The organism is Vreelandella sp. 2A-K22 (genome assembly GCF_054065485.1).
On sequence record NZ_JBSUGC010000004.1, the window covers coordinates 184865 to 208709 of the forward strand.

Annotated in this window: 22 protein-coding genes; 14 read left to right on the forward strand and 8 right to left on the reverse strand. The window is 55.4% G+C overall.

Going from position 1 to position 23845, the window contains the following annotated elements; translation table 11 throughout:
- Positions 1 to 45: 45 nt before the first annotated feature.
- Together ACW17M_RS07185 and pepQ are read left to right on the forward strand one after the other, a co-directional pair.
- Entirely contained in the window at positions 46 to 957 is a 912-nt protein-coding gene (locus ACW17M_RS07185; protein ID WP_457547112.1) for a LysR family transcriptional regulator, read from the forward strand.
- 43 nt (positions 958 to 1000) lie between these two features.
- A complete protein-coding gene (pepQ, locus tag ACW17M_RS07190; protein WP_457547113.1) occupies positions 1001 to 2299 on the forward strand; it encodes a Xaa-Pro dipeptidase in 1299 nt (432 codons plus the stop codon).
- A gap of 142 nt (positions 2300 to 2441) precedes the next feature.
- Here the strand turns inward: pepQ and ACW17M_RS07195 are convergent, their stop codons facing one another.
- The 3 genes from ACW17M_RS07195 to ACW17M_RS07205 form a co-directional block, all read right to left on the reverse strand.
- Positions 2442 to 3038, reverse strand: a complete 597-nt coding sequence (locus ACW17M_RS07195) for an OmpW/AlkL family protein (protein ID WP_027957556.1) — start codon at positions 3036 to 3038, stop codon at positions 2442 to 2444.
- Positions 3039 to 3577: 539 nt separating this feature from the next.
- Complete coding sequence (locus ACW17M_RS07200; RefSeq protein ID WP_457547114.1) at positions 3578 to 4660, reverse strand: 2,3-butanediol dehydrogenase; 1083 nt, start codon at positions 4658 to 4660, stop codon at positions 3578 to 3580.
- A gap of 30 nt (positions 4661 to 4690) precedes the next feature.
- Positions 4691 to 6505: an NAD(P)-binding domain-containing protein gene (locus ACW17M_RS07205; RefSeq protein ID WP_457547115.1), complete on the reverse strand. Its 1815-nt coding sequence runs from the start codon at positions 6503 to 6505 to the stop codon at positions 4691 to 4693.
- Positions 6506 to 6792: 287 nt separating this feature from the next.
- Between ACW17M_RS07205 and ACW17M_RS07210 the strand changes: the two genes are divergently transcribed.
- The 3 genes from ACW17M_RS07210 (at position 6793) to ACW17M_RS07220 (ending at position 11093) form a co-directional block, all read left to right on the forward strand.
- Positions 6793 to 8775, forward strand: a complete 1983-nt coding sequence (locus ACW17M_RS07210) for a sigma-54-dependent Fis family transcriptional regulator (RefSeq protein WP_027957559.1) — start codon at positions 6793 to 6795, stop codon at positions 8773 to 8775.
- 278 nt (positions 8776 to 9053) lie between these two features.
- Positions 9054 to 9908, forward strand: a complete 855-nt coding sequence (locus tag ACW17M_RS07215; RefSeq protein WP_161463566.1) for an AAA family ATPase — start codon at positions 9054 to 9056, stop codon at positions 9906 to 9908.
- Positions 9909 to 9911: 3 nt separating this feature from the next.
- Positions 9912 to 11093 (forward strand): vWA domain-containing protein, encoded by a 1182-nt coding sequence (locus tag ACW17M_RS07220; RefSeq protein ID WP_161463565.1) that lies wholly within the window; start codon positions 9912 to 9914, stop codon positions 11091 to 11093.
- Between the two features lie 5 nt (positions 11094 to 11098).
- Here ACW17M_RS07220 and ACW17M_RS07225 read toward each other — a convergent pair whose 3' ends face one another.
- Positions 11099 to 11632 (reverse strand): cytochrome b, encoded by a 534-nt coding sequence (locus ACW17M_RS07225; protein WP_027957561.1) that lies wholly within the window; start codon positions 11630 to 11632, stop codon positions 11099 to 11101.
- Positions 11633 to 11757: 125 nt separating this feature from the next.
- Complete coding sequence (locus ACW17M_RS07230; protein ID WP_457547116.1) at positions 11758 to 12321, reverse strand: hypothetical protein; 564 nt, start codon at positions 12319 to 12321, stop codon at positions 11758 to 11760.
- A 170-nt stretch (positions 12322 to 12491) separates the two neighbouring features.
- Between ACW17M_RS07230 and ACW17M_RS07235 the strand changes: the two genes are divergently transcribed.
- Positions 12492 to 12890, forward strand: coding sequence for a RidA family protein (locus tag ACW17M_RS07235; RefSeq protein WP_233974635.1), 399 nt, complete (start codon positions 12492 to 12494; stop codon positions 12888 to 12890).
- On the opposite strand, the gene ACW17M_RS07240 is transcribed toward ACW17M_RS07235, so the two are convergent.
- The gene (locus tag ACW17M_RS07240; protein WP_457547117.1) at positions 12850 to 14316 is read right to left on the reverse strand and encodes a cobyric acid synthase; all 1467 of its coding nucleotides are present in this window, start codon (positions 14314 to 14316) and stop codon (positions 12850 to 12852) included. The genes ACW17M_RS07235 and ACW17M_RS07240 overlap by 41 nt on opposite strands.
- Positions 14317 to 14518: 202 nt before the next feature.
- Between ACW17M_RS07240 and ACW17M_RS07245 the strand changes: the two genes are divergently transcribed.
- The 6 genes from ACW17M_RS07245 to ACW17M_RS07270 are packed head-to-tail and all read left to right on the forward strand — an operon-like array spanning position 14519 to position 20258.
- The gene (locus ACW17M_RS07245; protein WP_457547118.1) at positions 14519 to 15541 is read left to right on the forward strand and encodes a LacI family DNA-binding transcriptional regulator; all 1023 of its coding nucleotides are present in this window, start codon (positions 14519 to 14521) and stop codon (positions 15539 to 15541) included.
- A gap of 11 nt (positions 15542 to 15552) precedes the next feature.
- The gene (locus ACW17M_RS07250) at positions 15553 to 16584 is read left to right on the forward strand and encodes an ABC transporter substrate-binding protein (protein WP_457547119.1); all 1032 of its coding nucleotides are present in this window, start codon (positions 15553 to 15555) and stop codon (positions 16582 to 16584) included.
- Positions 16585 to 16586: 2 nt separating this feature from the next.
- On the forward strand, positions 16587 to 17483 hold the full coding sequence (locus ACW17M_RS07255; protein ID WP_457547120.1) for an ABC transporter permease: 897 nt from the start codon (positions 16587 to 16589) through the stop codon (positions 17481 to 17483).
- The gene (locus ACW17M_RS07260; RefSeq protein ID WP_041158558.1) at positions 17480 to 18268 is read left to right on the forward strand and encodes an ABC transporter permease; all 789 of its coding nucleotides are present in this window, start codon (positions 17480 to 17482) and stop codon (positions 18266 to 18268) included. The genes ACW17M_RS07255 and ACW17M_RS07260 overlap by 4 nt, the downstream gene beginning before the upstream one ends.
- A gap of 48 nt (positions 18269 to 18316) precedes the next feature.
- Positions 18317 to 19399, forward strand: coding sequence for an ABC transporter ATP-binding protein (locus ACW17M_RS07265; RefSeq protein WP_457547121.1), 1083 nt, complete (start codon positions 18317 to 18319; stop codon positions 19397 to 19399).
- Positions 19392 to 20258 carry a phosphodiesterase gene (locus ACW17M_RS07270; RefSeq protein WP_457547122.1) on the forward strand — a complete coding sequence of 289 codons (867 nt, stop codon included), beginning with the start codon at positions 19392 to 19394 and terminating at the stop codon, positions 20256 to 20258. Before ACW17M_RS07265 ends, ACW17M_RS07270 begins: the two co-directional genes overlap by 8 nt.
- Here ACW17M_RS07270 and ACW17M_RS07275 read toward each other — a convergent pair.
- Positions 20255 to 21118 (reverse strand): bifunctional transcriptional activator/DNA repair enzyme AdaA, encoded by an 864-nt coding sequence (locus tag ACW17M_RS07275; RefSeq protein ID WP_457547123.1) that lies wholly within the window; start codon positions 21116 to 21118, stop codon positions 20255 to 20257. The two genes, ACW17M_RS07270 and ACW17M_RS07275, sit on opposite strands and share 4 nt — an antisense overlap.
- 194 nt (positions 21119 to 21312) lie before the next feature.
- On the opposite strand from ACW17M_RS07275, the gene ACW17M_RS07280 reads away from it, so the two are divergent.
- Together ACW17M_RS07280 and ACW17M_RS07285 are read left to right on the forward strand one after the other, a co-directional pair.
- Positions 21313 to 22233 carry a glutaminase gene (locus ACW17M_RS07280; RefSeq protein ID WP_457547124.1) on the forward strand — a complete coding sequence of 307 codons (921 nt, stop codon included), beginning with the start codon at positions 21313 to 21315 and terminating at the stop codon, positions 22231 to 22233.
- 92 nt (positions 22234 to 22325) lie between these two features.
- Entirely contained in the window at positions 22326 to 22931 is a 606-nt protein-coding gene (locus ACW17M_RS07285) for a LysE family translocator (RefSeq protein ID WP_457547125.1), read from the forward strand.
- Here the strand turns inward: ACW17M_RS07285 and ACW17M_RS07290 are convergent.
- Positions 22917 to 23750, reverse strand: coding sequence for an AraC family transcriptional regulator (locus tag ACW17M_RS07290; protein ID WP_009287024.1), 834 nt, complete (start codon positions 23748 to 23750; stop codon positions 22917 to 22919). The genes ACW17M_RS07285 and ACW17M_RS07290 overlap by 15 nt on opposite strands.
- Positions 23751 to 23845 lie beyond the last annotated feature (95 nt).

The window sequence follows — 23845 nt, forward strand, 5'->3', positions numbered from 1 at the left end:
GGCGTCGTATTCGATACAGCGACCCCAGGCGCTGAGAGGTAGAGCATGGAAATTCGCTGGCTAGAAGATTTTATCGCCCTGGCCAGAACGCGGCACTTCTCACGCGCAGCAGATGATCAAAACGTTACGCAACCCACCTTCTCCCGGCGGATTAAGCTGCTTGAGGAGGAGATGGGCGTAACGCTGATTAATCGTCAAACGCTGCCGCTCTCACTCACCCCGGCCGGGGAGGAGTTTTTGACCCTGTGCGAACAGGTGACCGACCGGGTGCGGCTGACCCGTGACCGGGTGCGCGAAATTAACGCTGGCCAGCAGCGGCGCATTATGGTCGCAGCACCGCAGAGCCTATTGCCGCATTTTTTACCGGAATGGTTGGCGTCTACGGGGTGGCAAGATCGCGTACAGCCGTATTTGCGGGCGACCGGCTGGGTGGCCAATGACTACTTTAAAGCCTTAGCGCGTGCCGAGTGCGACCTGGCTATCTGTTACTGGCCAATTGGGCGCTGCGACCTGGAGATCGACACCAGCGCCTGCAATTATCGTGTGATTGGGCATGAACGACTGATTCCAGTGACTGGCTTAAACCCAGAGGGAGAACCTCACGCACTGCTGCCTGGCTCGCGCCATCAACCGCTTCCTTGGCTTGCCTACCCCAAGCGTGGGTTGTTGGGGTCTGCGGTTAAAGCACACCTAGCCAGGCTCCCCCAAACCACCTATTTAACTGCACAGAGTGAAAATCTCTACGCGGCCGGTATTAAAGAGCTGGTGCTACTTGGCTACGGCATGAGTTGGCTGCCTGAACGCAACGTCGCGGCAGAGCTTGCTCAAGGCACGCTGGTAAGAGCGGGCGATAGTCGCTGGGATGTGCCCATGGAGCTACGGCTATACCGTCATCAAAATCATCGCCACGCTGAGCTGGATAGCCTGTGGAGCGAACTTGCGCCACCCCGTGTATGACCCCCATTTGAGAAAGCTTACTTAAGAGAGGGCACAGCTTTGTATGTCAACCACCCTATTTAACCTGCAACGTGAGCATATAGCGCACCTACAGCGTGCTTATTCGGATATTTTGACCGACCACGGGCTCGATAGCCTAGCAATTTACAGTGGCCATGCCAGCAACCATTTTGCAGATGACCACGCCCCTCCTTTTCAGGCTTACGGGCATTTCATGCACTGGGTGGGTTTAGCCGATGTGCAGCATAGCTGGCTGATTATTCAGCCGGGAGAGCGCCCCCAGCTCTACTTGTATGCGCCCGCCGACTTTTGGCACTTGCCTACTCAGCTACCCGATGAGCCCTGGGTAGAGGCGTTTGATATCCAATTATGCAGCGAGAAAATCTCCCCACCGCTTTCGGGAAATGCCGCCGTTATTGGCGATATCGAGCGCCTTCGCATCAGCACCCAGCAGGCGCTAAAAGCTGAACATCACCCTGAACGCATAGTGCATGCCCTTGATGAATTACGGCTGTTTAAAACGCACTATGAGATCGCCTGTATCCGTGAAGCCAACCGTTTAGCGATAGCGGGCCATCAGGCATCCCAGGCAGCGTTTATTGGCGCCGCCGGTGAACTGGATATTCAGCTGGCGTACTTAGCAGCGAGTCGCCAGCGCGAGTCAAACGTGCCCTACCAAAATATTATTGGTTTAAATGAGCATGCTGGCGTGCTGCATTATCAACACTACGACCTTAACGCACCTAAACAGCGCTATAGCTTGCTAGTGGATGCGGGTCGCCGCTTTCGGGGTTACTGCGCCGATATTACCCGCACATACGCTGGCCCCGATGCCCCCGTCGCGTTTGGCGAACTGGTCACCGCCATGCATGGGCTGAAAGATGAGCTAGTCCGAGGCGTAGCCCCTGGCGTTAACTTTTTAGCACTGCACGAGCAGATGCATCACCACCTGGGTGAAATATTGGTAGCTAATGATCTGTTTAAAGGCACTGCAGAACAAGCGGTTGCCGAGGGCATTACGCGGGTATTCTGCCCTCATGGACTGGGCCACTCGCTGGGCCTTCAAGTGCATGATGTGGCCGGGTTACGCCACCCAGATGGCACGCCCGCCCCTGCGCCAGAGCAGCACCCAGCGCTACGGCTGACGCGCATGCTGCGCCCTGGCATGGTCGTTACCATTGAACCCGGGCTCTATTTTATCGCCATGCTGCTCGACCCGCTGCGCAACACCTCACTGCCCATTAACTGGCCGTTGGTCGACCAACTCTCATCCTGTGGCGGTATTCGTATCGAAGATAACGTAGCAGTGACAGAGAGCGGCTTTGATAACTTAACACCATAAGCCCTCTGTAACGTCTTGCTAATCGACACTCTACAACGCACTACGCCCGGCTCAAGGCCGGGCGTAGTGATATTTCAGAAGACTTAGCAAAACTAAAACCCAGGCAAAGCTAAAATCCAGTAAAGCTAATGTCTAGTAAAACTTAGAAGCGGTAAGTAACACCACCGCCAATGGTGACGGGTTCGATATCAACTTCACCACCGACGTTGATATCTGCGTTCACGTCAGCGTAGCTTGCGTAACCATTGAGCATAATATTATCAGTCACAGCCAGATCAACCCCTACTTGGCCGATCGCGCCGTAGCTTTCATCAACATTCACACCACTCGGTTCACCAGAGAAGCGTGTGTAGTTAAGGCCAGCACCAACGTAAGGCTGTACACGTGAATCCAGGCCACCCATCGGGTAGTAATTCACGAGTAGGTTAACAGGTAGACGATCAACACTACCTACATCGCCTAAGGCAGAGGTGTTCAGATCGTGCTCGAACTTCTCAGAGCTGTTGAGTTCAACGCCAACCTTATCAGTAAACAGGTAACCAGCACCAAAGGTGAAGCCGCGAGCGCTCTGCACGTTCAGTGAATCACCATTCAGATTGCCATTACCTGACCCCGTATCCGTTTGGGCAACACCACCACGAACGAATACATCGCCAGCGTTATAAGCGAGAGCCGCCTGGCTTGCCAGTGCGAAACCGGCAGTGATTACAGCAGCAGAAATCAGTTTCATATTACTCATAAGGGTCATCCTCTATGCAGCGCGCAGTTCCTTGCGCTTGGGGATTGCGGTACTTGCTATCCAACTTACCTGTACAGAGTATAGTATACGAACACTGTTTCCAAATTGCTTGTAAAATATTGTTATAAGAAACTGCACCCTGATAGTTTTTCCTATGCGTAAAGTTCTGGCATAAAACTCTTGCATAAACTCAGGCATAAAATCCGGGCACAAAAAAAAGTCCCCCGAAGGGGACCAGGTGGAGCACGCCAGCTCACTCGGTTTGTTGCTACAAGCCGGTAGCAACGTGGATGAAGAAGGAAAAGAAGCCAGATAGTTAATTACGCCTCTCTATTCACTCATCCTTTGCCATATACATTGCGATCTGCGTGCCACTTTTTTAAATATCATTAAAAATCATATAGTTAATAAAAAACCACTTCACTGACATCAACCTCCGACGCACTGCAGCAAACAAAATGCACCAGCATTGCGCACTTTGAGGTCTTTTTGCATCACAAAGCATCATATGCGTTTGTTTACGCTTCGGAATCCTCAGATTAGTGGTTGGGTGTCACGATGATTTTCACTTGAGCTTTGTCGTTTAGAAGCGCCTCAAAGCCCTCCTCCACGATATCCGCCAGTGGAATGCGCTGGGTCACCATGTCCTCGGCGCGGAAGTAGCCCCGCTGCATCAGTGCCATTACCGCTGGGTACACATGGCGATAGGCAATAATGCCCTTCATGGTGCGCTCTTTGATGACTAGGTCGTTAGGCTGGAAGCTGGCCTCGCCTTCCCAGATACTCACCACCACCACTTCGCCCCCTTCGTGGGTGCTGTGCAACGCCTGATTCAGCACGTCAGGAATGCCGGTGACTTCAAACGCCACGTCTACCCCGCCACCACTCAAGGCTTGTAGCTTCGTAACCGCATCCTCCTGCTGTGGGTCAACCACAATGGCCCCTAACGCTTCGGCTTTGGCTTTCCGTGAAGGCGCGACCTCAACGGCATATATTCGAGCAGCGCCTGCGGCTTTTAGCGCTTCAATGGTCATCAAGCCAATCGGCCCCGCGCCAAAAACTACCGCGCTATCCCCGGCTTTCAGGCAGCTTTGGCGCACTGCATGCAGAGCTACCGCCGCGGGCTCTACCAGTGCACCCTGCTCGAAGCTGAGGTCATCCGGCAGCTTGTGCACCATATGTTCCCCCATCACGGTGAACTCGGAAAAGCCGCCGCCACCGCCCGAAAGGCCGTGAAAGCCCAGCAAGGGCGTGAGGTTGTAGCGCTCCATCTGATAAGCGCCATCCTTGTTGGGGGAAAGGATCGGCTCAATCGCCACGCGGTCGCCTACCTTCACCCGCGTGACTTTCTCGCCGACCTCTACCACTTCCCCAGCGAACTCATGGCCCATAATGATCGGCGCCTGTTCGCCGCTAATGGGGTGCGGCTTGCCCACCGGAATAAAAATCGGCCCGGCAGCATACTCGTGTAAGTCACTGCCGCAAATACCACAGGCAGCCACTTTCACTTTCACTTCATGGGGGTCGCTGATAGAGGGAACCGAAACTTGCTCAACGCGTAAATCTTTTGCTGCGTACCAAACCGCTGCCTGCATAGTTTGCTGATTATTCGACTGACTCATGGCTGTGCCTTCCTGTTAAGACCTATCCTGTTAAGACGTATGATGAACCGGCTGCAGCCCATAGACAGGCGTTTCCAGTCCCTCCATGCGTGCCTTTAACTGCAGCGCTAAATAGTGTGAGTAGTGCCGCGACTGGTGCAGGTTGCCGCCGTGGAACCACAGCGCCTCTTGCTGGGTGGGTTTCCACATATTACGCAGTTCGCCCTCCCAAGGGCCGGGGTCTTTGGTGGTGTCAGAGCCCAGGCCCCAGCACTTGCCGACTTTATCCGCCACTTCCTGAGAGATAAGCCGCGCCGCCCAGCCATTCATGGAGCCATAGCCGGTGGCGTAGACGATCAAATCTGCCTCTAGCTCACTGCCATCGGTAAGTGTGATGGAGTGGGGGTTAATGCGCTCAATGCCCACACCACTGCGCAGTTTGATATCGCCGTTGGCCACTAAATCGCAGGCGCCCACATCGATGTAATAACCTGAGCCCCGGCGTAGATACTTCAAAAACAGCCCCGAGTCATCGTCACCGAAATCGAGCAGAAAGCCCGCGTCTTCCAGCTTCTGATAAAACTCGGCGTCGCGCTGTTTGATTGCCTCAAACGCCGGGCGCTGAAAGTCCGGCAGCACCTTGTAGGGGATCGAGGCAAAAATCAGATCAGCCTTGTCGTGGGTTAAGCCATTGGCCACCGCCTCTTCGGAGTAGAGCGGCCCCAGCACTTCCTCCATCAAAGAGTCCGACTTCACAATATGGGTGGATGAACGCTGCAGCATGGTCACATCGGCGTCGTGCTCCCAGAGTGCCGCGGCAATATCGTGAGCAGAGTTATTCGAACCCACAATCACACACTTTTTACCTTGGTAGGCATCCGGCCCTGGGTGCTGGCTAGAGTGCTGCTGTTCGCCTGCGAAGCTCTCTGCGCCCGGAAATGTCGGCACATTGGGCATACCCGACATCCCGGTGGCCATTACCAGCTGTTTCGGGCGTAGCGTGATCTCTTCGCCGTTGCGCTTAACGTTAACCACCCACTCGCCTGCGGCTTCGTCATAACGTGCATTCTGACACTCAGTGGAGGTCCAATAATTGAGCTCCATCACCTTTGTGTACATCTCCAGCCAATCGCCCACCTTGTCTTTAGGCGCAAACACCGGCCAGTTTTCAGGGAAAGGAATATAGGGAAGGTGGTCGTACCAGACTGGATCATGCAGGCAGAGCGACTTATAGCGCTTGCGCCAGGAGTCCCCGGCTCGCTCGTTGCGCTCGATAATAATGGTCGGCACGCCCATCTGCTTCAGCCGGGCCCCAAGGCCAATCCCACCTTGGCCTCCACCGATGATCACGCAGTAAGGTTGTTGGGTATAGCCAAGCTCTGCCTCTTCGCGCTCCCGTGACTCTAACCAGGTTTCACGCTGTTTATTGGCCCCGTGCTCAGCTCCTTTTGGGCGGTTGTGGTTACGCGGTTCGGGGTAGTCATGAAGCGACTGCATAGTGGTTAGTAGCGTCCAGCATTTGCCGTCTTTTAGACGCAAGTAGCCTTTGCCGCTGGCGACCGCTGTTTCAAAGGTAAACCACGCCTCACTGGTATCGCCGTTCTGGGTAGCTTCGCCTTCTAGCTGCCAGTTCGAAGGACGCACGTTCTCCAGGGTCGCATTGAGCATGGCCTGAATAGCATCTTTTCCCTCACAGGTTTTTAAATTCCAGGTAAAGGTTACAAAGTCGCGCCAGTAGCATTCCTCATTAAATAGCGACAAAACACGCTGAATATCCTGGGCTTGCAGCGCTTTATCAAAATCACTTAGCCACCCTTGGACAATAGCCGTGGCGGTTTGCTGGGTTTGTGCCGGTATCTCGGACATAGTGAGTACTCCATCGTTTGTTATTGTTGAATTGCTGGTGAGACACCCAACTCTAAGCACCCGCCGTGCCAATCATTTCAGATAAACCACAAGCATATGAAAAATATAAATAAATTTAAAAAACAGTTGTCGATTAGGCGTTGCCCAAGGCGTACACCTGTCACATCTAGTTGTAAACAACGTTACAGGTGTAACGCACGACTAACGGCGTAATAGCGCTGCGTTGACACCCACGCCAGAGCGCATAGGCTGGAAGGACAATAACAAGCCCCACGGTGAACCACGCCATGCCCACTCAATCGTCCCTGCCTGCACGGCTGCAATCCGTCCAGCGCCAGCATATCGAGCATATTTTCCAGCTCGGCGAAGGCTTGGAAATGCCCCAGCTACCCGCCCAGCCGACTATTCGACGCTCCTGGCTGCGCTGCCTAAACGAGTACCAACTCGATCCCACCCAGCCACGCCCAGCCCGGGTGGTGCCTCAACAAATCCTGATCGAGCACCGGGAATCCGTGGATGAACTACTGCACGTGGCAAGAGCCGGGGTTGACCAGCTTTATCAGCAAATTGCTCAACTAGGCTACGTGCTACTGCTCACCGACCACCGTGGGATAACCGTTGAGTTTCGTGGCGATCCCAACCAAGACCAGCAACTGCGCAAAGCAGGCCTATATCTCGGTGCCGACTGGGACGAACGCTTTGCGGGCACCTGTGCCGTAGGCACCTGCCTGCATGATCGCCAAGCGATTATTTGCCACCGCCAGGAGCACTTCGACGCCTCGCATATTTCGCTTACCTGCACTGCCGCGCCCATCGCCGACCCGCAAGGCAACGTCATGGCCGTACTGGACATCTCCGCGCTGCAATCGCCTACCCAGCATGAGAGTCAAAATTTTAGTCTCTCTCTGGTAACGCTCTACGCGCGCATGATCGAGGACGCCTATTTTCTTCAGCGCTACCGTGACTGCCTGATGGTGCGGCTGGATACCTCACGAGAGTTTGTGCATGTAAACGGGCGCGGACTCATCGCCATTGAAGAGAACGGGCAAGTGATTGCTGCCAACGCAGTGGGTCGTGATCTGATAAGTGAACACCAGCGCCGTTGGCCACCCTGGTCAGCCCATCACACCCCAATGCTGGGGGAGCTATTCGAGTGCGAGATCGCCGATGTACTCAGCATTAATAGCGCCACCGACGATCAACTGCGTGCTTTTCGCGCCAGGGTCGATAACACGATCTACTTTATTAGCCTGCTGGAGCCACGCCGCCCGCGCCCTGCTCAGCAAGCACAACCTCTCGCCTCCAGCCTGCCGGAACCACTGGTACGCCTCGGCGCCGACGACCCCGCCATGCGCAAAGTGCAGAAACTGGCTGAACGGTTGCGCAACGAAGCCAGCGTCAATGTGCTGATTAGCGGAGAAACCGGCACCGGCAAAGAGGTCGTTGCCCGTGCTCTGCATGACAGCGGCAACCGATCTAAAGGCCCCTTTATCGCAGTAAACTGTGCCGCCATTCCCGAAGCGCTGATCGAAAGCGAGCTGTTTGGTTACGAGCCCGGCGCCTTTACCGGCGGGCGCGCCAAAGGCATGCGCGGGCTGATTCCCCAAGCCCACGGCGGCACACTGTTTTTAGATGAAATCGGCGATATGCCGCTGGCCCTGCAAACCCGCCTACTGCGCGTACTGGCCGAGCGAGAAGTGATGCCTCTTGGGGCCAATAAGCCTGAAAAGGTTGATATTCGGGTGATTACCGCCACTCATCGCAATATCGATTCGATGATCCAGCAGGGTGAGTTCCGCGAAGACCTCTATTACCGCCTTAACGGGGCTCAACTGCGCCTGCCCGCGCTACGCGACCGCGCCGATAAGCTCTACGTTATCCGCCGCGTATTTGATGACATCATCCAGGAGCGAGCCTCCAGCCAATCACCGCGCCTGCGGGCCGATGCCATTAGCGCCCTACTAGCTTACGCCTGGCCCGGTAATATCCGTCAGCTAAAGAATGCGCTGGCCTTTGCACTGGCCACCTCAGAAAACGAAGAAATCACCGTTCATGACTTACCTGAGCAGTGCCTAAGCCAACGCATCACTCGGCAAGCAACTCCCCTGCCTGCAGACGCTGGTAGCGACAGCGATCACACATTGCTGGAAATGCTCAAGGAGCAGCACTGGAACATTAGCGCCGTGGCTCGCGCTCTCGGGGTTTCAAGGCCCACGATATACCGGCAAATGCAGCGCCAAGGCATAGTGCCGCCGAATTGGCAGGGGTGATAAAAAGCTACTTCAAAGCTTTTGATTGGGAAATAACTGCAACATATCTTGAGAACACGGTGCGAGGGCAGGTTGAAGCGAGGGTCTTTCGCCATGGATGGCGAAAGTAGCGCCCACGGATGGGTTAACAGCGCCCTCGCGGAAACCTGCACTCGGCACAGTGTTGTGCAGAATACCAGCTACCACTACCTCTTGGCCTTGAGGGTGACCCTCACGTACACTTGTTTGAATCCGTTTATCCTTTTATAAACCCGCTTTCGACAAGCCGAGGCCCTCCCATGGCGTTTGACTCCACTTCTTCCTATATCGCAACCGATGCGCTTAAGCAGGCGGTGAATGCTGCCGTGGTGCTCGAGCGGCCGCTGTTGATCAAAGGCGAGCCGGGTACCGGCAAAACCCTATTGGCCGAAGAGTTGGCTGAATCTCTCGATACCCAGTTAATTACCTGGCATATCAAATCCAGCACCAAGGCGGCCCAGGGCTTATACGAGTACGATGCAGTCAGCCGCCTGCGGGATTCTCAGCTAGGCGTTGAAGGCGTAGAAAACGTCGCCAACTACATCAAACCCGGCAAGCTGTGGGAAGCCTTTACCGCCAACGAGCGCGTAGTGTTATTGATCGACGAGATCGACAAGGCCGATATCGAATTCCCCAACGACCTGCTTCAAGAGCTGGATCGTATGGAGTTTCACGTTTACGAAACCGGCGAAACCATACGCGCCGAACAGCGCCCGATTATCATCATCACCTCAAACAACGAAAAAGAGCTGCCAGATGCGTTCCTGCGCCGCTGCTTTTTCCACTACATTGAGTTCCCCGACCGCGAGACCATGCAGGCGATTGTCGATGTGCACTTCCCGGATATCGCGCCCAAGCTGGTCAGCGAGGCCTTAGAGGTATTTTTCGAGCTACGTAAAGCGCCAGGCCTTAAGAAAAAGCCGTCTACGTCTGAACTAGTCGACTGGCTCAAGCTACTGATGGCTGACGATATTGCTCAAGAGGCGCTCTACAACCGCGACCCGGCCAAAGCGCTGCCGCCCATGGCCGGCGCCTTGGTCAAAAACGAGCAGGACACCCAACTGCTTGAGCGTCTGGCGTTTATGATCCGCCGCCAGAAAGGCACAGGCCGCTAAGCCATGTTTATCGGCCTGTTTGAGACCTTAAAACGCGCGGGCGTTCCGGTATCGCTACGCGAGCTGCTGGATCTTCACGCCGTGGTGGAACGCGGTGTGGTGTTCGCCGACATGGAGGCGTTTTATCAGGTAGCGCGCACGGTGATGGTCAAGGACGAACGCCACTTCGACCGCTTTGATCGTGCCTTCGCCGCCTGGTTTAAAGGCCTTGAGGATATGGACGCCGCCATTGAGGCGCTAATCCCTGACGACTGGCTACGCCGTGAGTTTGAGAAGCAGCTTACCGACGAAGAGAAAGCCAAAATCGAATCTCTGGGCGGCCTCGAAGAACTCATTGAGACGTTTAAAAAACGCCTGGAGGAGCAAAAAGAGCGCCACGCGGGGGGCAATAAATGGATCGGCACCGGCGGCACCAGCCCGTTTGGGGCCTACGGCTACAACCCAGAAGGCATTCGCATTGGCCAGGATGGCTCTCGTCACCGCCGCGCCACCAAGGTCTGGGACGAGCGACGCTTCCGCGATTACGATGATTCTCTGGAATTAGGCACGCGCAATATCAAAATGGCGCTGCGTCGCCTGCGCAAGTTTGCCCGCCAAGGGGCGCTAGATGAGTTTGACGTGGATAGCACTATTCGCGAAACTGCCAAGGACGCCGGGCTACTCAACGTGCAGATGCGCCCAGAGCGCCATAACGCCGTTAAAGTGCTGCTATTTTTGGATGTGGGCGGCTCGATGGATGATCATATTCGCGTCTGCGAAGAACTGTTCTCTGCCGCCCGTTCAGAGTTCAAGCATCTTGAGCACTACTACTTTCATAACTGCCTTTACGAAGGGGTTTGGCGAAACAATATGCGTCGGGGTAACGAGCGGATCCCGACCATGGATGTTTTGCACACCTACGGTGCGGATTACCAGGTCGTGATTGTCGGTGACGCGGCCATGTCGCCCTATGAGATCACCCACCCCGGCGGTAGCGTAGAGCACTTTAACGACGAAGCGGGCGGCGTGTGGCTTAAGCGTTTATGCGAAACGTTTCCTCGCCTGGCGTGGCTTAACCCGATGCAGCCCCGGGCCTGGGAGTACACTTACTCGACCCAACTTATCCGCGAGATCATCGATGACCGCATGTACCCCATGACCATGGAGGGCCTGGAAACCGCCATGCGCGAGCTAGCAAAGAAGTAGTCTGATTATCTGGCCATGCGCGTCAGCACGTCGTGGTGAGTCAGCTTGCGATGCAAAATGGCCATCACGATGTGCCCTACTATCAGCGCTAGCAGTGTCCAGCCCAGCTCACCGTGGAGCAAACCGCCCAGATCTGTCATCCAGGTGATTTCCTCGCCTTCAAAACCTGACATCAGCGTAAAGCCAAACACCTCAAGCGAGCGGCCCGAACCGTACTGGCGAATAAGCGCAATCGTCGGAATCACCATCATCAAGCCGTAGAGGGCAAGATGGCCCAACTTTGCCATAACGCTCACCGATGGCGGGCGGCGCGATGCATTGGCCAACGCCCATATCGCTCTCAGTACGACTAAGGTCAGTAGCAATACACCCACTGGGTAATGGGTTCCCCAGAAGAACTCTTCAAAGGGTGTGTCCGGAAAAAGCCAGTGCGCCGTGGCACTCGTAAACTGCCAAGCAAACAGTAGCGCCATCCCCCAATGCAACAAGCGGCTAATCGCACCGTAACGTTGACTGTTATCCATTATCGGTAATGCCATGCAGCTTCTCCCTTCTTTTAATAAGCTAGTCGTGATGCTTATTTTATAGGGGCAACACGTAAATAACATGGCAACAACGTGCAACTTAGTTGCACAAACTGGAACGCAGCGTTTCCTAAGGGCTATTAAAGCGACTGCGGGAAATCGTTTAAGCCCTTCAAAAATGCCTGTTTGGCCGTTTCAAACGCCTTAGGGTCATGTTTAAAGCGACGCAGGATAAGCGCTTCATCCAACACTAGGGTAGGCGCTAATTCGCGAATACTCTTGGCAGGGTGGCGAGCGCCCAAGCCAATACGCTTTCCATCCACCCCGCCGAACCAGCGCTTAATGCCACTTTTTTGATAGAACGCTTCTCGTTCGGCGTTATCCACTTCGACCCGTAGCGGCGCTTTCAGAGTAAGCTCGCTGATCAAACGCTGCTGGGCATCTGTCTGGTCAAGTGCGCAGGCGTGGGTCACGGTCATACCCTCGCCTTCTTCGTCCAGCACTAGCAGCGCTAGCGCTTGGGGTTTACCCTGGCCGTCAACGGCAGCAAACAGTCGCGCGGCTTCCTGAGGAAATAACACACTGCAGGTGCCGGTGAACACGACCAGTGGCGTTAGACCAGCCTGTTGCCCGTATACCTCAGCGCATAATCGCGCCAGACAGGCGTTGCGCTGGGCCTCTGAGTTAACGTGTACGACCTTCATTTGAATCATCCTCAGCGACTAAAAAGCCGCAAGCCTAGAGTAATTATCGCCGTTTTGACAGTGCGATGTGCCTCACGCGACCTCCATTCATTTTTACTGAGACTGAACACTGCTGTTAACAACCTGTCGAAGAGAACTGTAAGCGTGAACATCACTTAGAAGGAGCTAGCATGCCCACCTTTATGAATGACCCTACCCTGCCCACACCAAATTTCCCGGGTAGTCACATGGTAGTTGATGATCACTACATCTTTATCTCCGGGCTGACCGTCGCAGATCTCTCTAACGGCCATGCTGCCCGAGGCGACGTAAAAGAAGAGACTCGCCTTGTGATGCGTGCACTGTCGCGCATGCTTGAAATGGAAGGTGGCAGCCTTGCAGACATAATGCGGGTGGATATCCACCTCACTGACCTACACGCCCTCCAAGACATGGACAGTGTTTACGCGGAGTACTTTGAGCCTAGCCGCTACCCTGCCCGCACCTGTACCGAATCCCCCCATATCTGCGGCGATAGCAGTATTGAAATTACGGTGATGGCAAAGCGCCCGCATCAATCAGCGCAATAACCGCCTCGATATCGATATGGGCTTCCAGCATATCGGCTAAACGGTCAAGCTCACGCTCTCGGTGAGCTTGATAATCGCTCTGCTCTCCATTAACCAGTCCCAACTGCTTCAGTAGGGCTTGGCAAGCCTCCGGGTGGTCAAATAACCCGTGCAGGTAAGTACCGATTATTTGGCCATCCTCACTGACCGCGCCTTCTGGTCGGCCTTCTATGTCAAATAATGGCACGTTAAGCGCCTGCCCCTCGCTTACGCCGTTATGAATTTCATATCCGGTGACGGTTACCCCTTCAGCAACGGTCACGCCGCGAACATTGCGTAGCTGTTTGCCTGCCAACATTCGAGTGGTCAGCGGCAACAAGCCCAAGCCCGCCACTTTTACTGGCTTACCCTCCAGACCATCAGGGTCATCCACCCATTCGCCCAGCATCTGAAAGCCACCGCAAATACCCAGCACTTTGCCGCCATAGCGCAGATGACGCTGAATGGCGATATCCCAGCCCTGGCGTTTTAACCACGCCAGATCGCTTGCGGTACTTTTACTACCGGGCAGCATAATCACATCGGCGGCAGGAATCGGCTGGTCGGCCCGGATAAACGACAACGAGACCTGGGGATGTAACCGCAGGGGGTCAAAGTCAGTGTGATTACTGATGCGCGGTAGCGCGGGAACGATCACCTTAAGCGTCTGGCTGGCTTTTTCGCCTTGGGTTAAGCCAATGCTGTCTTCTGCATCGAGTACCAGCCCCTGCAGATAAGGCAATGTTCCAAACACGGGTTTTCCAGTGCGCTCCTCCAGCCATTCGAGCCCAGGATTGAGCAGTGCAATATCCCCCCGAAAGCGGTTGATAATAAAGCCCTTGGTGCGCGCCTGTTCGCTCTCACTCAACAGCGCCAGCGTACCCACCAATTGGGCAAATACCCCACCGCGATCAATATCACCGACGAGTAATACTGGGCAGTCAGCCGCTTCGGCAAAGCCCATATTGGCGATATCGCCCTCACGTAGATTGATTTCAGCGGGGCTGCCCGCGCCTTCGGCAATAATTACGTCAAAGCGACTTTCTAACGCTTGCCACGCGGCCATTACACTCTCTTGAGCGGTGCGTTTGAATGCGTGGTAATCCAGCGCGTCCATATGGCCGTAAACCTTGCCGCGCAAAATCACCTGGGCACCGCGATCGGTTTCCGGCTTTAGCAGTACCGGATTCATATCGCTGTGGGGTGTCAAATAGCAGGCTTGCGCCTGTAACGCCGTCGAGCGGCCAATCTCGCCGCCATCCTCGGTCACGGCGCTATTCAGCGCCATATTCTGAGGTTTAAATGGCGCCACTGATACCCCACGCCTTGCCAGCGCGCGGCAAAGGGCTGCCACCACGGTGCTTTTACCCGCATCCGAGGTGGTGCCTTGAATCATCAGTGTGGCCATAGAGAGGTCTCGCCCAGGTGAACAAGAGCAAGACTTTAGCGGGAGGCGCTAAGGGGCGCAATGTGTTCAATCTCCGCTCAAGCTCCCTAACTCCATTAATCATCAAAAATACTTTTTATCGCCATCAATTCGTCATATGCCATCTCTAGGCTGATACCTAATAAATGAGATCGATCTCATTGCATCTATAACAGGTATTCGCATGGCTGATTTACTTAGTGTCGCCAAACTCGCCGGGGTTTCCCGGGCAACCGCGGCGCGGGCTTTTTCAAGCCCCGACTTGGTACGACCCGCTACCCGAGAACGCGTTTTTAACGCTGCACAGCAGCTGGCATTTAGGCCGAATAAAGTCGCACAGCAGCTGCGCTCGCAAGCCACCCAGATGATTGGCGTTATGGTGCCCAGCCTTGATAACCCGGTGTTTGCCGAGCAGCTACAAGCCATGGAAGTGGCTGCCCGTGCGTCTGGTTACTCACTAATCGTGACCACCAGCGAATACTCGCCCAGCCGCGAGGGAGACATTGTTGAGGAGATGCTGCGCCAGCGCGTGGACGGCTTAGTGCTTACCGTGGCTGAAGCGGATAGCAGCGCCGTGCTGGAGAAGCTGCGTTTGGAAAAGACGCCCTGCTTACTGGTCTACAACCCACCCGGTAATAGTGGTTTCCCCTCAATCGGCGTCGATAACCGTGCCGCCAGCGCTGATGCCACCCGCCACTTAATCACCCTGGGTCATGAGCGAATTGGCATGGTTGCTGGCCCGTTGCTCCAGTCAGACCGCGCCCAACAGCGCTTTGAGGGTTACTGCCTCGCTATGCGCAAGGCCGGCCTGACCGCCCGCCCACTGGTTGAGATGGCGCGCCATACCCAAGCTGACCTGGCAAGCCTAACACCAGCACTGCAAGGGCCAGACTCTCTAAGTGCGGTGATTTGTACCAATGACCTGCTCGCCATCAGCCTGATGGGCGAACTGCAACGCGCAGGCTTTAGCGTGCCTGGCGACCTTTCCGTGATGGGCTTTGATGGTATTGCCTTAGGCAAGCATCTATATCCATCGCTCTGCACCATTGAGCAGCCTCGCGCCGAGATCGGGCGCGCGGCGGTTCACACCTTGCTAACCATGATTCGGGGAGAAGAATGCACACCTGCTCCCCTGCCCCACGCACTGCGTAAGGGCGAAAGTGTCGGAATCCCGACATCCCGTAAGTCCACGTTAAGCACTTCCTAGAGGAACACGGTATGAGTCTTAAACGCATGAACCTTAAGCGTCTTTATCAAGCGTTACTGGCCACGGCGGTTATCAGTGCGTCAGGGGCTGCTACTGCCCAGCCAAGCGACAACGCTATCTGCTACAACTGCCCGCCTGAGTGGGCGGACTGGGGCACTCAGCTGCGTTTGATCGAACAGGAGACCGGCATTCACGTTCCGCAAGACAACAAAAACTCCGGCCAATCCTTAGCCCAATTGGTTGCCGAAGCGGCTAGCCCGGTGGCCGATGTCGTTTACTACGGGGTGACCTTCGGTATTCAAGCCATGGAAGAGGATGTGGTGACGCCCTACCAGCCTGCTCATTGGGACGAGATACCCGAAGGCCTGAAAGACCCCGAAGGCAACTGGTTTGCCATTCACTCTGGCACCCTCGGTTTTATAGTCAACGTCGACGCCTTGGATGGCGCGCCGGTGCCCACTTCCTGGGAAGACCTGCTCAAGCCCGAGTATCGCGGCATGGTGGGTTACCTTGACCCGGCCAGCGCCTTTGTCGGCTACGTCGGTGCCGTGGCGGTCAACCTGGCCATGGGTGGCGATCTTAATGACTTCACTCCGGCGATCGACTACTTCAATCAGCTCGCCGACAACGACCCGATTGTGCCCAAGCAAACCAGCTACGCTCGAGTACTTTCTGGTGAGATCCCGATTCTTCTCGATTACGACTTCAACGCTTACCGCGCACGCCATAGCGATGGTGCCAACGTAGAGTTTGTGATTCCCGAGGAGGGCAGCGTGGTAGTGCCCTATGTGATGAGCCTGGTAAAAGATGGCCCTAACCCCGAAAACGGTCAGCAAGTGCTTGATTTCGTGCTCTCTGACCAAGGCCAAGCGGTATGGGCTGATGCGTACCTACGCCCTGTGCGCGCCAGCGCCATTTCCCCTGAAGCACGCGAAGTCTTTCTGCCCGATAGCGAGTATGCCCGCGCCGAAGCACTTGACTACCCCGCTATGGCGGCTGCTCAACGTAGCTTCTCTGAGCGGTATCTGTCGGAGGTTCGTTAATCATGACAGCGGCATCCAAGCAGCCCTCCGGGGCTGCTTCTTACGTTAATAGTCGTCAGATCATGGTGGGGCCCGCGCGTCGAAAAAGCCTTATCGCAATGCTTGCCTTACTGCCTGCCCTGGTGATTTTCTGCGCCTTTTGGCTACTGCCTTTTTCGCGTCTGATCATGATGGGCGCCGAGCCTGATCCGAGCAGTGGTATTAGCGCCTACCTGACCATTCTTACCCATCGTCAGTACTTAATTAGTCTAGCGACCACCGTGGGTCTCTCGCTGGTAGTGTCGCTGGTAGCGGTTGCCATTGCGGGCGTTGCCGGATTTTTTCTCGCCCGTCAGCGTTTTTTTGGCAAGTCCATACTAGTGGCGATCCTCACCTTTCCGCTGGCTTTTCCAGGCGTGGTGGTGGGCTTTTTGGTCATCATGCTGGGGGGACGCCAAGGCGCCTTGGCGCAGACCAGCCTGTGGCTGTTTGGCGAGCGTTGGATGTTCGCTTACTCACTGGCCGGGCTATTTATTGGTTACCTCTACTTCTCCATTCCTCGTGTTATTACCACGGTGATGGCTGCCTGCGACAACCTGGATAGAAGTCTTGAAGAGGCAGCTCGCTCGTTAGGTGCTAACACCTGGCAGGTCACCAAAGACGTTATCGTGCCCGGCATTGCACCCGCGCTGCTCTCAACTGGAGCCATCTGCTTTGCTACCAGTATGGGCGCCTTTGGTACGGCGTTTACCCTGGGCACACGCTTAAGCATTCTGCCACTCAATATCTACGGCGAATTCACCAACTACGCTAACTTCGCCATGGCGGCGGCGCTTTCAGTGGTATTGGGCGTGATCACCTGGGTGGCATTGAGCCTTGCCCGCAGGCTGGCAGGCGGCAACTTGGGAGCCTCCGTATGAAATCGCGTCTACGCTTTACGCTGCAATTGGGCTTCACCCTGCTGGTGTGCTTATTTATGATCGTGCCCGTCGCGATGTCGGTCATGGCGGGGCTCACCGAGAACTACTTTGTGGGTCTTGAGAGTGGTCTGACCCTGCGCTGGGTAAATGAGGTGTGGCAGCTCTACGCCGATACCATCTGGCTCTCCATTAAACTGGCGCTGGCCTGCTTACTGATCACTATCTTGATTGGCGTACCCGCCGCCTATGGCCTGCTGCGCAGCCGTCGCCGCTGGGCCAACGCGATTGAAGAACTCCTGCTGCTACCGGTTGCCGTACCCGGACTGGCCACCGCGCTTGCCCTACTGCTCGCCTATGGCAGCTACCGTGAATTTCGGGGCAGTTGGTTATTTATTCTTGTTGGCCATGTGCTATTTACCCTGCCCTTTATGGTGCGCGCGGTGCTCTCCGTGATGCAAACCGCCAAGCTTCCCCAACTGGAAGAAGCCGCCGCCAGCTTAGGTGCCAGCTTTAGGCAACGCTTTTTCGGGGTGGTCATCCCCAACTGTATGAGCGGCATTTTGGCAGGAGCGCTGATGGTGGTCACCCTATCGATCGGTGAATTCAACATTACCTGGATGCTGCATACCCCCTTGACCAAAACGCTACCGGTCGGCTTAGCCGACAGCTACGCCTCGATGCGACTGGAAATTGGCTCAGCCTACACGCTGATATTTCTGGTGATGGTGGTGCCCTTGCTGGTGGCGATTCAGTGGGCGGGCCGACTCACCGAGCAGCGTCGCTAAGCGCCTTGCGCTTTCAAAACATTCGATTGCTTTATTTGAGAATCCGTTATGAGTTCATCTGTCAGCATTACGCTACACCAATGCAGCCGCACCTTCGCAGGCGGCAACACAGCGCTCCAGCCGCTTGATTTGCAGGTTAATGCGGGCGAAACCCTCGTACTGTTGGGCCCTTCCGGCTGCGGTAAAACCACCACCCTGCGCATTATTAGCGGCCTGGAAAGCCCCGACAAAGGCGGGCAAGTACTGTTTGGCGAGCGTGATGTCACCGCTCTGCCGATTGAGCAGCGCGACGTGGGAATGGTGTTTCAAAACTACGCGCTATTTCCCAATATGAGCGTTGCCGACAATATTGCCTACGGCTTAAAAATACAGCGTTTGCCACGTGCCGAGATCGCCCATCGGCTTGACGAAGTCATGCATATGGTCGACTTACAAGGCTTTGGTGACCGGCGCATCGACGCCCTCTCCGGTGGCCAAAAACAGCGTGTGGCTCTTGCCCGCGCAATTGCCGTTCGCCCCAAGGTGCTGCTGTTTGATGAGCCGTTAGCAGCTCTAGACGCCAAACTGCGCGACCGCTTACGCATCGAGATTGGCCAGCTTCTACGGGAGCTAGGCACCACGGCGGTCTACGTCACCCACGATCAAGATGAGGCGATGGCCTTGGGTGACCGCATCGCGGTCATGCAAGCCGGACGCATCGCGCAGTTGGGCACCCCCCAAGAGATTTATCATCAGCCGGCCAACGCCTTTGTGGCCGACTTTATTGGCGCGGTTAACTGCCTGGACGTGATCAGCACACGCGCCGATGGAGGATTGGTCGTCCATGGAGGTGAACTCATCGCTGCCCATTTGCAGGGAGTATCCACTGTCTACTGCCGTCCAGAAGATATCCAGGTGGTTTCCGTTGACCAAGCCGATGTAAAGGGGAAAGTGGTACAAAGCATTTTCCTGGGCCAGTCCCAGCGCCTGATGGTGGACACGGGCGGCGCTTCGCCGCTCCAGATTGAGGCTCCTTCCCGCCAGCGCTGGCCAAACGGCACTGCCATTGGCTTGGCACTCCCCTCCGGCGTGCTTTTTCATCCAGATAAGCCCACTGCCCCTGTTAATGCCAAGGAGATGGCCAATGGCTGATCAAGGTTTAAACATTCAGAAAGATCCTCATGCCCAGCAATGCCTTATCGCCCAGATTAGCGATCCGCATATCAAGGCGGGCGGGAAACTCTCTTACCGCCAGGTAGATACCGCCAATGCGCTGCGGCAAGCAATCAGCACGCTCAATCAGCTAGCGCCGCGGCCCGACCTGGTACTGATTAGCGGTGACTTGGTCGATTTTGGCCACCCTGACGAGTACGCCACCTTTAAGCAGATCCTGGCTGAATTAACGCTGCCCGTGTACTTGATCCCTGGCAATCATGATGGCCGCGAGCATCTACGCGCCGCCTTTCCCGAGCACCGTTATCTGTTTCAGCACCGCGACTATTTACAGTGGGTCGTGGATGACTATCCGGTACGCATTGTAGGGCTCGACTCATCGGTGCCCGGCAAACCCCATGGCGAGTTAAGCGATGAAAGCTTGCAGTGGCTAGACACTACGCTGGCAGAGCAGCCCGAAAAACCGACTCTCGTCATGGTGCATCACCACCCTTTTGTTAGTGGCATCGACCATATGGATCGCCAGCCGCTTAAGCGACCAGACGCGCTAGCCGACGTCATTGGCAAACATGCCCAGGTCGAGCGCGTGCTCTGTGGGCACTTACACCGCTCGATCCAAGCGCGCTTTGCTAATACCTTGGCGATTAGCTGCCCTGGGGTTTCCCATCAGGTGAGTTTGGATCTAAGCCCAGACGGCCCCTCCAGCTTTCAGCTAGAGCCCCCCGGTTACCTGCTACACCAGTGGTCGGCGACTAACGGTATGGTGACTCACCAAGGGTTTATTGAGCGCTACCCTGGCCCTTTCCCGTTTTATGATGCTAATGGGTTGATTGATTAAGTCGCTAGACTGGGAGCGGGCGATGTGTTGTCTGTGTGAGCCAGCGCCAGTTCCCAGGCTTGTACCATCTGCTTTTTCTCTAATCCCCAGCGGTAACCGCCGAGTGCGCCGCTTTGTTGAATCACCCGATGGCAGGGGATCCATAGCGCGATGGGATTAGCCCCCACCGCATTGCCCACTGCACGGGACGATTTAGGTGCCCCTAGCGCCTGGGCAATATGGGAATAGCTGGCAAACTGCCCCTCGGGAATCGTCAGCAGCGCTCGCCAAACCGCTATTTGGAAGTTGGTGCCGGTCACGTGTAGGGACACAGCGGCGGCTCCCTCTTCGGACTGAGAGAACAGCCTCTCCACCGCGTAGCTGGTGGCCTCAGTGCTATAGTTAAAGGTGCTGCGCGGCCACTCTTTGGCCAATCTTGCCAGTAACTCCTCCGAATTAGTCTTATCGACAAACCCCATTCGACAGATACCCCTGGGGGTTACCGCGACGAATAGGCGGCCTAAAGGTGTTTCGTGAACGCCATAAGCGATCTCCACTCCTTCCCCTTGGCGCTTATACTCGCCGGGCGTGACCGCCTCTAACTGAACAAAGTGGTCGTAAAGCCGCGAGCCACCGCTCAGCCCAAGGGTATGGGCGATATCCAGCAAAGAAGTGGACGAATGCATCAACTGCTTACCGCGCTCTAAGGTGAGTGCCTGTAAAAAGCGTTTGGGACTAATCCCCGCATAGCGACAAAACAGCCGCTGGAAGTGGAAGGCACTCAAATGAACATGAGCAGCCACCGTTTCCAGGTTGGGCTGTTCCGCCGCATGAGCCACCATATAGGCCATGGCTTTTTCGATACGCTCATAGTCATTCATTGGGTTATCTCTCTAGCGGGGCTGCTTAGTTCCTTTCAGCCTAAGCTTTTAAGGGCGAGTTGCCGACCCGAATCTTGCGCACTGGCGGGTGTTCAGACAGTTTATGTTTAAAAGAGACGCTATGTTTAACAGACATTTCCACTCGTTTTCGCTAGGGTAATGCCCCGCCTCCATTGACGGTACACGATACGCCCATGCAAGACTTGATCAATGACATTGCCGCAGCCATGGTAAACGCCGAAGAACGCGGTAAGGTCGCAGACTATATTCCCGAGCTGGGCCATGTTGACCCACAGCAGTTTGCCATTTCGCTCGCCACGGTGGATGGCAAAGTGTACTCGGCAGGTTGTGCTACCACGCCCTTCTCGATTCAAAGTATCTCTAAAGTATTTACGCTGACCATTGCACTTGGGCAAGTGGGTGATTCGCTGTGGTCAAAAGTAGGCCGCGAGCCCTCAGGGGATCCCTTCAACTCCATCGTGCAACTAGAGCATGAAAGCGGCAAACCGCGTAACCCGTTTATCAATGCCGGGGCCATTGCGGTAGTCGATGCGATCATGATGGGCCACGAGCCCAAAGAGACACTTGGCGAGATTCTTAGCTTTGTGCGCTATATCGCCGATGACGACAGCATTTACTTCGACCACGCGGTGGCCGCTTCAGAAATGGCCCACCGCGACCGCAACGCCTCACTGGCGCACTTTATGAAAGCCTTTGGCCGCCTACGCCATGATGTCGATAAGGTGCTAGGCACCTATTTTCACCAGTGCGCTATCGCCATGAGCTGTGAGCAGTTGGCCCATGCCGGGCTATTTTTGGCCTCGGATGGTATCAACAAACCCAGTGGCATTCGCGTGGTAGCCCCCCAGCGCGCACGGCGTATCAATTCACTAATGATGATGTGCGGGCACTACGACGCCTCGGGAGAGTTCGCATTTCGCGTCGGCCTGCCTGGCAAAAGTGGCGTGGGCGGTGGCATTCTGGCGATTGCACCCGGCCATGGCTCCATCGCAGTTTGGTCGCCGGGGCTGGATGCCTACGGCAACAGTTTTCTGGGCACCCAGGCGCTCGAAATGTTTGTGCAGCACACCGGCTGGTCGGTTTTTGGGCATTAGCAGGGCAACGCTTTAAGCAACGATCTCAATTTTGTTCAATACCGCCCACAAGCGCTACTGCATTCTCCTTGCATTATCTGAGGAGAATGACAATGAGCGCTTCACCCCTGCTATCTTTGCTGCTACCCATGTCCGCCTTTGCCCTCGCAGCGTCTATTTCGCCGGGGCCGGTCAACATCGTTTGTTTGAGTAGCGGTACGCACTACCCTATTGCTAAAGGGCTTGTTTTTGTAACCGGCGCCACGCTCGGGTTTATCGCGCTATTTTTAGCCATCGGCGCTGGCCTTTACTCTCTGCTGAGTGTGGCGCCACTGCTGGAAGCGTTTTTACGCTGGGCAGGTATCCTGTTTTTACTCTACCTCAGCTATCAACTGCTACAACACGACGGGGGCTTGCAGGAGCGAGGCGGCGTCAAAGCGCCAGGGTTTATGACAGGCGCTATGATGCAGTGGCTCAACCCCAAGGCGTGGCTGGCGTCTGCCGCTGGCATTGGCGCCTACACCACTGCTAATGAGCCCCATCTGCTATGGCTGTTCGCCGGCCTCTATCTGCCTATTTGCTGGCTATCGCTGGCCAGTTGGGTATATGCAGGCGCTTTTCTGAAACGCTATGTTCATCGTCCGATTGTCTTACTGACGATTAACCGCGCACTCGCTATCTGCCTGGCGGCTAGCGCTATTGTCTTACTGGTTGAGTAGCGGGTAGCGGTACTGGTTGGGTGTCGCTGCTACCAGCCGCTTGAACGTCCTTTGAAAGTGGGGCTGGTCATTAAAGCCAGCGTTCAAAGCCGCCTCAACGATAGGTTGCCCTTGTTTTAACGCTTGCTGCCCCAGCTGAATGCGCTGATTAATCAGGTAAGCATGGGGTGTTAGTCCGAAGTGCTGTTTAAAGGCGCGAATCAGGTGCCCAGCACTATAGCCGGACTGCTCACATAGGCGTTCTAGCGATATATCAGCGCTACAATTGGCACGCAAATAGGCCGCGACCTGTTCTAGCGCACTGGGCGCTTGGGGCAATACCGCGGGGGATTCCTGAGCAAGCACTTGCATCATGATGGACAAGTATTCGACTAGCGCCGTTTGCTTATCGCTAATCTCGCGATGTTCATCCAGCAAACAAGCAGCCATATCGCAGTACCCGGCATAAAGCGCTGGCTGGGTAATGACGGCGGTGGCGATATCTTGCCAATACGGCGTATTCAACAGGCCCAATTGGTAACGCAATTCACTCAGCCACTCGGTATCGACGTAGAGCATCATGTACGCCCAGGGCTGGTTCTCGATGGGGTTGCAGGCATGCACCCAGTAGGGGTTCATCATAACGATGTCACCCGCACTAATCTGATGCGTCGCATCGCGATAGCAAAAAGTGCTTTTACCTGCGGTAATGGCCCCCAGCGACCAATGCGTATGGCTGTGCGGCGCATAGCAAACTTGTCGCGCGTCGCTAATCTTGCGCAGCTCCACATAGGGCATACGCGCATCGCGCCAGAAGATAGGTGACGAAATGGTACTCATGCTCTGCTCGCAATAGTTAAAAATAGCGATTCATTACCTACGCTGAACAATAGCACAGCACAAGCACAGTATGGGCCGCTATACTGCTCTATACG

What these genes read in the sequence shown, in the direction of transcription:
- ACW17M_RS07185 (WP_457547112.1), top strand. Translation starts at nt 46, where the DNA reads ATGGAAATTCGCTGGCTAGAAGATTTTATCGCCCTGGCCAGAACGCGG.
- pepQ (WP_457547113.1), top strand. Translation starts at nt 1,001, where the DNA reads ATGTCAACCACCCTATTTAACCTGCAACGTGAGCATATAGCGCACCTA.
- ACW17M_RS07195 (WP_027957556.1), bottom strand. Translation starts at nt 3,038, where the DNA reads ATGAGTAATATGAAACTGATTTCTGCTGCTGTAATCACTGCCGGTTTC.
- ACW17M_RS07200 (WP_457547114.1), bottom strand. Translation starts at nt 4,660, where the DNA reads ATGAGTCAGTCGAATAATCAGCAAACTATGCAGGCAGCGGTTTGGTAC.
- ACW17M_RS07205 (WP_457547115.1), bottom strand. Translation starts at nt 6,505, where the DNA reads ATGTCCGAGATACCGGCACAAACCCAGCAAACCGCCACGGCTATTGTC.
- ACW17M_RS07210 (WP_027957559.1), top strand. Translation starts at nt 6,793, where the DNA reads ATGCCCACTCAATCGTCCCTGCCTGCACGGCTGCAATCCGTCCAGCGC.
- ACW17M_RS07215 (WP_161463566.1), top strand. Translation starts at nt 9,054, where the DNA reads ATGGCGTTTGACTCCACTTCTTCCTATATCGCAACCGATGCGCTTAAG.
- ACW17M_RS07220 (WP_161463565.1), top strand. Translation starts at nt 9,912, where the DNA reads ATGTTTATCGGCCTGTTTGAGACCTTAAAACGCGCGGGCGTTCCGGTA.
- ACW17M_RS07225 (WP_027957561.1), bottom strand. Translation starts at nt 11,632, where the DNA reads ATGGCATTACCGATAATGGATAACAGTCAACGTTACGGTGCGATTAGC.
- ACW17M_RS07230 (WP_457547116.1), bottom strand. Translation starts at nt 12,321, where the DNA reads ATGAAGGTCGTACACGTTAACTCAGAGGCCCAGCGCAACGCCTGTCTG.
- ACW17M_RS07235 (WP_233974635.1), top strand. Translation starts at nt 12,492, where the DNA reads ATGCCCACCTTTATGAATGACCCTACCCTGCCCACACCAAATTTCCCG.
- ACW17M_RS07240 (WP_457547117.1), bottom strand. Translation starts at nt 14,316, where the DNA reads ATGGCCACACTGATGATTCAAGGCACCACCTCGGATGCGGGTAAAAGC.
- ACW17M_RS07245 (WP_457547118.1), top strand. Translation starts at nt 14,519, where the DNA reads ATGGCTGATTTACTTAGTGTCGCCAAACTCGCCGGGGTTTCCCGGGCA.
- ACW17M_RS07250 (WP_457547119.1), top strand. Translation starts at nt 15,553, where the DNA reads ATGAGTCTTAAACGCATGAACCTTAAGCGTCTTTATCAAGCGTTACTG.
- ACW17M_RS07255 (WP_457547120.1), top strand. Translation starts at nt 16,587, where the DNA reads ATGACAGCGGCATCCAAGCAGCCCTCCGGGGCTGCTTCTTACGTTAAT.
- ACW17M_RS07260 (WP_041158558.1), top strand. Translation starts at nt 17,480, where the DNA reads ATGAAATCGCGTCTACGCTTTACGCTGCAATTGGGCTTCACCCTGCTG.
- ACW17M_RS07265 (WP_457547121.1), top strand. Translation starts at nt 18,317, where the DNA reads ATGAGTTCATCTGTCAGCATTACGCTACACCAATGCAGCCGCACCTTC.
- ACW17M_RS07270 (WP_457547122.1), top strand. Translation starts at nt 19,392, where the DNA reads ATGGCTGATCAAGGTTTAAACATTCAGAAAGATCCTCATGCCCAGCAA.
- ACW17M_RS07275 (WP_457547123.1), bottom strand. Translation starts at nt 21,118, where the DNA reads ATGAATGACTATGAGCGTATCGAAAAAGCCATGGCCTATATGGTGGCT.
- ACW17M_RS07280 (WP_457547124.1), top strand. Translation starts at nt 21,313, where the DNA reads ATGCAAGACTTGATCAATGACATTGCCGCAGCCATGGTAAACGCCGAA.
- ACW17M_RS07285 (WP_457547125.1), top strand. Translation starts at nt 22,326, where the DNA reads ATGAGCGCTTCACCCCTGCTATCTTTGCTGCTACCCATGTCCGCCTTT.
- ACW17M_RS07290 (WP_009287024.1), bottom strand. Translation starts at nt 23,750, where the DNA reads ATGAGTACCATTTCGTCACCTATCTTCTGGCGCGATGCGCGTATGCCC.